The sequence below is a fragment of the Citrobacter sp. Ce119 genome (assembly GCF_030334525.1).
GTDB lineage: Bacteria > Pseudomonadota > Gammaproteobacteria > Enterobacterales > Enterobacteriaceae > Citrobacter > Citrobacter europaeus.
The window spans coordinates 46,544-55,825 of sequence record NZ_JAOWDR010000058.1; the positions used below are offsets into that span (position 1 = coordinate 46,544).

At 53.3% G+C, this 9,282-nt stretch carries 5 protein-coding genes and 2 other RNA genes; 5 read left to right on the forward strand and 2 right to left on the reverse strand.

All coding sequences use genetic code 11. From position 1 onward, the window contains the following. The first annotated feature begins 295 nt into the window (after window positions 1-295). The 5 genes from OGV80_RS16895 to narI all read left to right on the forward strand — a co-directional run bounded on the left by OGV80_RS16895 (window position 296) and on the right by narI (window position 8,745). Window positions 296-1,687, forward strand: coding sequence for a NarK family nitrate/nitrite MFS transporter (locus tag OGV80_RS16895; protein ID WP_003833390.1), 1,392 nt, complete (start codon window positions 296-298; stop codon window positions 1,685-1,687). A gap of 395 nt (window positions 1,688-2,082) precedes the next feature. Next, complete coding sequence (locus OGV80_RS16900) at window positions 2,083-5,826, forward strand: nitrate reductase subunit alpha (protein WP_047410758.1); 3,744 nt, start codon at window positions 2,083-2,085, stop codon at window positions 5,824-5,826. Continuing rightward, window positions 5,823-7,361 (forward strand): nitrate reductase subunit beta, encoded by a 1,539-nt coding sequence (gene narH / locus OGV80_RS16905; protein ID WP_286515371.1) that lies wholly within the window; start codon window positions 5,823-5,825, stop codon window positions 7,359-7,361. The genes OGV80_RS16900 and narH overlap by 4 nt, the downstream gene beginning before the upstream one ends. Then, complete coding sequence (gene narJ / locus OGV80_RS16910; protein WP_286515373.1) at window positions 7,358-8,068, forward strand: nitrate reductase molybdenum cofactor assembly chaperone; 711 nt, start codon at window positions 7,358-7,360, stop codon at window positions 8,066-8,068. Before narH ends, narJ begins: the two co-directional genes overlap by 4 nt. After that, window positions 8,068-8,745 (forward strand): respiratory nitrate reductase subunit gamma, encoded by a 678-nt coding sequence (narI, locus tag OGV80_RS16915; protein WP_003833386.1) that lies wholly within the window; start codon window positions 8,068-8,070, stop codon window positions 8,743-8,745. The genes narJ and narI overlap by 1 nt, the downstream gene beginning before the upstream one ends. A gap of 186 nt (window positions 8,746-8,931) precedes the next feature. Here the strand turns inward: narI and OGV80_RS16920 are convergent. Both OGV80_RS16920 and OGV80_RS16925 read right to left on the reverse strand, forming a co-directional pair. Next, a non-coding RNA gene (locus OGV80_RS16920) (RtT sRNA) lies at window positions 8,932-9,062 on the reverse strand. Window positions 9,063-9,105: 43 nt separating this feature from the next. Next, a non-coding RNA gene (locus OGV80_RS16925) (RtT sRNA) lies at window positions 9,106-9,236 on the reverse strand. Window positions 9,237-9,282 lie beyond the last annotated feature (46 nt).

Consider the following 9,282-nt stretch of genomic DNA (forward strand, 5'->3'; position numbering starts at 1 on the left):
AATGACGATTCTGCTGCAGGCAGTGGCGTTATTCTCGGCGATACACTGGAGTATACCCATACCTCAAACGGGCTACCTCTTAATTGCCAGTAGAGGGAGAGTTCCAGGACGAGGGGGAGTAGGGGACGACAGAAGCGTGAAAAACCACATCTTTTTTACCGAAGTTATGTACTCATTAAGGGTAATGATAAATTTTAGGCATGAATAATGACATCTTTTCCTTTGATTTATATCAACTTACCTCCAGCTGTAAACCCTAATGTTGCAGGCATCGAAACAAGTATCAGAGGTGTCTATGAGTCACTCATCTGCCCCGGAAAGGGCATCTGGAGCTGTAATTACCGAATGGCGGCCGGAAGATCCCGCCTTCTGGCAGCAGCGTGGTCAACGAATCGCCAGTCGTAACCTGTGGATTTCCGTCCCTTGCTTGCTGCTGGCGTTTTGCGTGTGGATGTTATTTAGCGCCGTGGCGGTGAACTTACCGAAAGTAGGATTTGATTTCACCACTGAACAGCTGTTCATGCTGACGGCATTACCTTCGGTGTCCGGCGCGCTGCTGCGTGTTCCGTACTCCTTTATGGTTCCCCTGTTTGGTGGACGTCGCTGGACGGCGTTTAGCACCGGTATCCTGATCATTCCTTGCGTATGGTTAGGTTTTGCGGTGCAGGATACCTCCACGCCGTTTAGTACCTTTATTATTATCTCCCTGTTGTGCGGCTTCGCTGGTGCGAACTTTGCGTCCAGCATGGCAAACATCAGCTTCTTCTTTCCAAAACAGAAACAGGGTGGTGCGCTGGGTCTGAACGGTGGTCTGGGCAACATGGGCGTCAGCGTGATGCAGTTGGTTGCGCCGCTGGTGGTTTCACTGTCAATCTTTGCCGCATTTGGTAGCCACGGGGTTGAACAACCGGATGGTACGCAGCTGTATCTGGCAAACGCCGCATGGATTTGGGTACCGTTCCTTGCGGTGTTAACGCTGGCTGCATGGTTTGGTATGAATGAACTGGCAACCTCAAAAGCGTCGCTGAAAGAGCAATTGCCGGTGCTGAAACGTGGGCATCTGTGGATTATGAGCCTGCTGTATCTGGCAACCTTCGGTTCATTCATCGGTTTCTCTGCCGGTTTTGCCATGTTGTCAAAAACGCAGTTCCCTGAGGTGCAGATCCTGCATTACGCCTTCTTTGGACCGTTGATTGGCGCGCTGGCTCGTTCAGCGGGCGGGGCTATCTCTGACCGTCTGGGGGGAACCCGCGTTACGCTGGTGAACTTCGTACTGATGGCTATTTTCAGTGCCTTGCTGTTCCTGACGTTGCCATCTAACGGTGTCGGCGGCAACTTTATCGCCTTCTTTGCGGTGTTCCTGGCGTTGTTCCTGACGGCTGGTCTGGGAAGTGGTTCAACCTTCCAGATGATCTCCGTTATCTTCCGTAAGCTGACGATGGACAGAGTGAAAGCTGAAGGGGGTTCTGAAGAGAAAGCAATGCGTGAGGCGGCAACCGACACTGCGGCGGCGCTGGGCTTTATCTCAGCTATTGGTGCGATCGGCGGCTTCTTTATCCCGAAAGCATTTGGTACGTCCCTGGCATTAACCGGATCTCCGGTCGATGCGATGAAAGTATTTCTGATTTTCTATGTCGCTTGTGTGGTTATCACCTGGGCGGTATACGGACGTCATTCTAAAAAGTAAAAAAGTAGTAGCAGTTGATTATCCATTGCGCGGCGTTAGACCGCGCTTTTTTTTGCTCTAAATTAGTTACAACATACTTATATATGAGCCCATGACGTAAGTCTGCGAAAACGGTGCGGGTAATATGCCTGGCAGGGGGGATACCCCTTAATACCCACTTATAAAGAATTTAACATTTGTATGATAAGTGATTTTAATAAAATCATTTAAATTCAATATGTTGACTGATTTATTAATATCCCACTAAGGGGGTATGTGAAAATCGACCCTCTGTTTTCATCCCTGCCTGCCTTGATCGTTATCAATTCTCACGCCCTTTCAGAGCGTTACCTTCGCACTCAATCAAGCAATGTCGATTTATCAGAGAGCCGTCAGGCTCCTACAGGAGAAAACCGATGAGTAAATTCCTGGACCGGTTTCGCTACTTCAAGCAGAAGGGCGAAACCTTTGCCGATGGGCATGGCCAGCTTCTCAATACCAACAGGGACTGGGAGGACGGATACCGCCAGCGTTGGCAGCATGACAAAGTCGTACGTTCAACCCACGGGGTAAACTGCACAGGCTCATGCAGCTGGAAAATCTATGTGAAAAATGGTCTGGTGACCTGGGAAACCCAGCAAACTGACTACCCACGCACGCGTCCAGATATGCCTAACCACGAGCCTCGCGGCTGTCCACGTGGTGCAAGCTATTCCTGGTATCTCTACAGCGCTAACCGTCTGAAATACCCACTGATGCGCAAACGTCTGATGAAGATGTGGCGTGAAGCCAAAAAGCTGCACAGCGATCCGGTAGATGCATGGGCATCCATTATCGAAGACGCCGATAAAGCAAAAAGCTTCAAACAAGCGCGTGGTCGTGGTGGGTTTGTTCGCTCTTCATGGCAGGAAGTGAATGAACTGATTGCCGCATCTAACGTATACACCATCAAAACCTATGGTCCTGACCGTGTCGCAGGCTTCTCACCGATCCCGGCGATGTCGATGGTTTCTTATGCTTCCGGCGCACGCTATATGTCGCTGATTGGCGGTACCTGCCTGAGCTTTTATGACTGGTACTGTGACCTGCCGCCGGCTTCCCCACAGACCTGGGGCGAGCAGACTGACGTACCGGAATCTGCTGACTGGTATAACTCCAGCTACATTCTTGCATGGGGCTCTAACGTCCCGCAGACCCGTACTCCGGATGCACACTTCTTTACCGAAGTTCGCTACAAAGGGACCAAAACGGTAGCAATTACCCCGGACTACGCAGAAATCGCCAAACTCTGCGACCTGTGGCTGGCACCGAAGCAGGGAACCGATGCGGCAATGGCAATGGCGATGGGCCACGTCATGCTGCGCGAGTTCCACCTCGATAACCCGAGCCAGTACTTCACCGACTACGTTCGTCGTTATACCGACATGCCAATGCTGGTGATGCTCGAAGAGCGCGACGGCTACTATGCTGCTGGTCGTATGCTGCGTGCAGCGGATCTGGTTGACTCCCTGGGCCAGGAAAATAATCCGGAATGGAAAACCGTCGCTATCAACAGCAACGGCGATATGGTTGCGCCAAACGGTTCAATTGGCTTCCGTTGGGGTGAAAAAGGCAAATGGAACCTCGAGCAGCGCGACGGCACGTCTGGTGATGAAACCGAACTGCAGCTCAGCCTGCTGGGTAGCCAGGATGATATCGCCGAAGTGGGCTTCCCGTACTTTGGCGGCGAAGGCACCGAGCACTTCAGCAAAGTAGAACTGGAAAACATTCTGCTGCATAAATTGCCGGTTAAGCGCCTGCAACTCGCCGATGGCTCTACCGCGCTGGTGACCACCGTTTACGATCTGACTATGGCCAACTACGGCCTGGAACGTGGTCTGAACGATGAAAACTGCGCAACCAGCTACGATGACGTGAAAGCGTACACACCGGCCTGGGCAGAAAAAATCACTGGCGTATCGCGCTCTCAGATCGTACGCATCGCCCGCGAATTTGCGGATAACGCCGATAAAACGCACGGTCGTTCGATGATTATCGTCGGTGCGGGTCTGAACCACTGGTATCACCTCGATATGAACTATCGTGGCCTGATCAATATGCTGGTGTTCTGCGGCTGTATCGGCCAGAGCGGCGGCGGTTGGGCCCACTATGTCGGCCAGGAAAAACTGCGCCCGCAAACCGGCTGGCAGCCGCTGGCGTTTGCGCTTGACTGGCAGCGTCCGCCTCGTCATATGAACAGCACCTCCTACTTCTATAACCACTCCAGCCAATGGCGCTATGAGACGGTTACTGCGCAGGAACTGCTGTCCCCGATGGCAGACAAATCCCGCTACAGCGGTCATTTGATTGACTTTAACGTTCGCGCTGAACGTATGGGCTGGTTGCCATCTGCGCCGCAGTTAGGGACTAACCCGCTGCGTATCGCCGAAGAAGCGCAGAAAGCAGGCATGACGCCGGTGGACTACACCGTTAAATCCCTGAAAGATGGTTCTATTCGCTTTGCGGCAGAGCAGCCGGAAAACGGTAAAAACCATCCGCGTAACCTGTTTATCTGGCGTTCTAACCTGCTCGGTTCTTCCGGTAAAGGCCACGAGTACATGCTGAAGTATCTGCTGGGTACTGAACATGGTATTCAGGGCAAAGATCTCGGCCAGCAGAGCGGCGTGAAGCCGGAAGAAGTGGAATGGCAGGATAACGGACTGGACGGCAAACTGGATCTGGTCGTTACGCTGGACTTCCGCCTGTCGAGTACTTGTCTGTATTCCGATATCGTGCTGCCGACCGCAACCTGGTATGAAAAAGACGATATGAATACCTCGGATATGCATCCGTTTATTCATCCTCTGTCTGCAGCCGTTGACCCGGCCTGGGAATCGAAGAGCGACTGGGAAATCTATAAAGCTATCGCCAAAAAGTTCTCTGAAGTTTGCGTGGGCCACCTCGGTAAAGAAACCGATGTCGTCACGCTGCCAATTCAGCACGACTCCGCTGCCGAACTGGCGCAGCCGTTAGACGTGAAGGACTGGAAAAAAGGTGAATGTGACCTGATTCCTGGTGTTACCGCGCCGCATATCATGACCGTTGAACGTGATTACCCGGCTACCTATGAGCGTTTCACCTCCATCGGCCCGCTGATGGAAAAAATCGGTAATGGCGGTAAAGGGATTGCCTGGAACACCCAGAGCGAAATGGATCTGCTGCGTAAGCTCAACTACACCAAGGCTGAAGGTCCGGCGAAAGGCCAGCCGATGCTGGATACAGCTATTGATGCCGCAGAGATGATCCTCACCCTGGCGCCGGAAACTAACGGTCAGGTAGCGGTTAAAGCCTGGGCGGCGCTGAGTGAATTTACCGGCCGTGACCATACGCATCTGGCGCTGAATAAAGAAGATGAAAAAATTCGTTTCCGCGATATTCAGGCGCAGCCGCGCAAAATTATCTCCAGCCCGACCTGGTCAGGCCTGGAAGATGAACATGTGTCTTATAACGCCGGTTATACCAACGTTCATGAGCTGATCCCATGGCGTACGCTGTCTGGTCGGCAGCAGTTGTATCAGGATCATCAGTGGATGCGTGACTTCGGTGAAAGCCTGCTGGTTTATCGTCCGCCAATCGACACCCGTTCCGTGAAAGCGGTAATCGGCGAGAAATCTAACGGTAACCCGGAAAAAGCGCTCAACTTCCTGACGCCGCACCAGAAATGGGGTATCCACTCCACCTACAGCGATAACCTGTTGATGCTGACGCTGTCACGCGGTGGCCCGATTGTATGGATGAGCGAAGTCGATGCGAAGGATCTGGGTATTGAGGATAACGACTGGATCGAAGTCTTCAACAGCAACGGTGCACTGACGGCGCGTGCAGTTGTCAGCCAGCGTGTGCCGGCTGGGATGACCATGATGTACCACGCGCAGGAACGTATCGTTAACCTGCCGGGTTCAGAAATCACCCAGCAGCGCGGTGGGATCCACAACTCGGTGACCCGTATTACGCCGAAACCGACCCATATGATCGGCGGCTATGCGCAACTGGCCTACGGCTTTAACTACTACGGTACCGTCGGTTCAAACCGCGATGAGTTCGTAGTTGTACGTAAGATGAAGAACATTAACTGGTTGGATGGCGAAGGCAATGACCAGGTACAGGAGAGCGTAAAATGAAAATTCGTTCACAAGTCGGCATGGTGCTGAATCTCGATAAGTGCATCGGCTGCCACACCTGTTCAGTGACCTGTAAAAACGTCTGGACCAGCCGCGAAGGTATGGAGTACGCCTGGTTCAACAACGTCGAAAGTAAGCCCGGCGTTGGCTTTCCGAATGACTGGGAAAACCAGGAAAAATGGAAGGGCGGTTGGATCCGTAAAATTAATGGCAAACTGCAGCCGCGCATGGGTAACAAAGCGCTGCTGCTGGGTAAAATCTTTGCTAACCCGCATCTGCCGGGTATGGATGATTACTACGAGCCGTTTGATTTTGACTACCAGACGTTGCACAACGCCCCGGCAGACAGTAAGGCGCAGCCGATTGCCCGTCCACGCTCGCTGATCACCGGTCAGCGGATGGACAAAATCACCAGCGGTCCAAACTGGGAAGAAATTCTGGGCGGCGAGTTCGAAAAACGCGCCAAAGACCAGAACTTCGAAAACATGCAGAAGGCGATGTACGGTCAGTTCGAAAACACCTTCATGATGTACCTGCCTCGTCTGTGTGAGCACTGCCTTAACCCGGCGTGCGTGGCAACCTGCCCAAGCGGCGCTATCTACAAGCGTGAAGAAGATGGCATCGTGCTGATCGACCAGGATAAGTGCCGCGGCTGGCGTATGTGTATCACCGGCTGCCCGTACAAGAAGATCTACTTCAACTGGAAGAGCGGGAAGTCTGAGAAGTGCATCTTCTGCTACCCGCGTATCGAAGCCGGTCAACCGACCGTGTGCTCCGAAACCTGCGTCGGTCGTATCCGTTACCTCGGCATACTGCTGTATGACGCGGATGCGATCGAGAGTGCGGCAAGCACCGAGCACGAGAAAGATCTGTACCAGCGTCAACTGGACGTATTCCTCGATCCGAACGATCCGGCTGTTATTGAACAGGCGCTGAAGGATGGCATTCCGCTGAGCGTCATTGATGCCGCACAGCAGTCTCCTGTTTACAAAATGGCGATGGACTGGAAGCTGGCGCTGCCGCTGCATCCGGAATATCGCACGCTGCCGATGGTTTGGTACGTGCCGCCATTGTCACCGATTCAGTCTGCCGCCGATGCGGGTGAGCTTGGCAGCAACGGTATTCTGCCGGACGTTGACAGTCTGCGTATCCCGGTTCAGTACCTGGCGAATCTGCTGACCGCAGGCGACACTCAGCCGGTACTGTTAGCGCTGAAACGTATGCTGGCGATGCGTCACTACAAACGCGCGGAAACCGTTGACGGTAAAGTTGATACTCGTGCGCTGGAAGAGGTGGGTTTAAGCGAAGCGCAGGCACAGGAAATGTATCGTTACCTGGCGATTGCCAACTACGAAGATCGTTTCGTGGTACCGAGCAGCCATCGCGAACTGGCGCGTGACGCGTTCCCGGAGAAAAGCGGTTGTGGCTTTACCTTCGGCGACGGTTGCCATGGTTCTGATACTAAATTCAATCTGTTCAACAGCCGCCGCATTGACGCTGTTGATGTGACCAGCAAAACGGAGCCACACCAATGATTGAACTCGTCATTGTTTCGCGTCTGCTCGAGTACCCGGATGCTGCCCTGTGGCAGCATCAGCAGGAACTTTTCGATGCACTCGCGTCATCTGAGAACCTGGATAAAGAGAATGCCCAGACCCTGGGCGTTTTCCTGCGCGATCTGACCGCGCAGGACATGCTGGATGTACAGGCCGCCTACAGCGAACTGTTTGACCGTGGCCGCGCCACATCGCTGCTGCTGTTTGAACATGTTCACGGTGAGTCCCGCGACCGCGGTCAGGCGATGGTTGATCTGATGGCGCAGTATGAGCAGCACGGTTTGCAGCTCGACAGCCGCGAACTTCCCGATCATCTGCCGCTGTATCTGGAATACCTTGCGCAGTTGCCGAAAAGCGAAGCGTTAGGTGGTTTGCAGGATATCGCGCCGATTCTGGCTTTGCTCAGCGCTCGTTTGCAACAGCGTGAAAGCCGTTATGCGGTGCTGTTCGATCTGCTGTTAAAACTGGCGAATACCGTTATCGACAGCGACAAAGTGGCTGAAAAAATTGCGGATGAAGCACGTGATGATACCCCACAAGCGCTGGATGCGGTCTGGGAAGAAGAGCAGGTAAAATTCTTCGCCGATCAGGGGTGTGGCGAGTCGGAAATCTCCGCTCACCAGCGTCGTTTTGCCGGGGCCGTTGCGCCGCAGTATCTGAATATCACCACTGGAGGACAGCAATAATGCACTTCCTGAATACGTTCTTCTTTGACATCTATCCGTACATTGCGGGTTCTGTCTTTCTGATCGGCAGCTGGCTGCGTTATGACTATGGGCAATATACCTGGCGTGCGGCCTCCAGCCAGATGCTGGATCGCAAAGGGATGAACCTGGCGTCAAACCTGTTCCATATCGGGATCCTGGGGATTTTTGCCGGGCACTTCCTTGGCATGCTGACGCCACACTGGATGTATGAAGCGTGGTTGCCGCTTGAAGTGAAACAAAAGATGGCAATGTTCGCGGGCGGTGCCAGTGGTTTGATGTGTCTGATTGGTGGCGTACTGCTGCTAAAACGTCGTCTGTTCAGCCCACGCGTGCGGGCGACCACCACCGGAGCGGATATTTTGATCCTCTCGCTGCTGGTGATTCAGTGTGCGCTGGGCCTGCTGACCATTCCGTTCTCCGCCCAGCATATGGACGGTAGCGAGATGATGAAGCTGGTGAACTGGGCGCAGACAGTGGTGACTTTCCAGGGCGGAGCGTCTCAATATCTGGATGGTGTTGCGTTCATTTTCCGTATGCACCTGGTGCTGGGTATGACGCTGTTCCTGTTGTTCCCGTTCTCGCGTCTGGTACACATCTGGAGCGTTCCGGTCGAATATCTGACACGCAAATACCAGATTGTTCGCGCGCGTCACTAATCGGTTATCTGTTCAAGACAAAACCCTGCTCCGGCGGGGTTTTTTTATGCCTGTTTGCCGGATGGCGACGTTAACACCTTATCCGGCCTACACAGGTGTCAGTGAGCTTTGTAGGTCTGATAAGCGCAGCGCATCAGGCAAATTAGGGCATTGCAGATGAATGAGGTGTGTTGCTTTAGGAAGTGATGGTGGTGGGGGAAGGATTACTCAGCGCTGCGCGCTTCGCCCTTCGGGTCGTTGCCTTTGGCAACGCTTTCTCGCTACGCTCGAATCGAACCTTAGCCGAAGTTTCTCATCCTTCCCGCATGGGCAGAATATAGGGCATTGCAGATGAATTGGGTGTGTTGCTTTATGAAGTGATGGTGGTGGGGGAAGGATTACTCAGCGCTGCGCGCTTCGCCCTTCGGGTCGTTGCCTTTGGCAACGCTTTCTCGCTACGCTCGAATCGAACCTTAGTCGAAGTTTCTCATCCTTCCCGCATGGGCAGAATATAGGGCATTGCAGATGAATTGGGTGTGTTGCTTTATGAAGTGATGG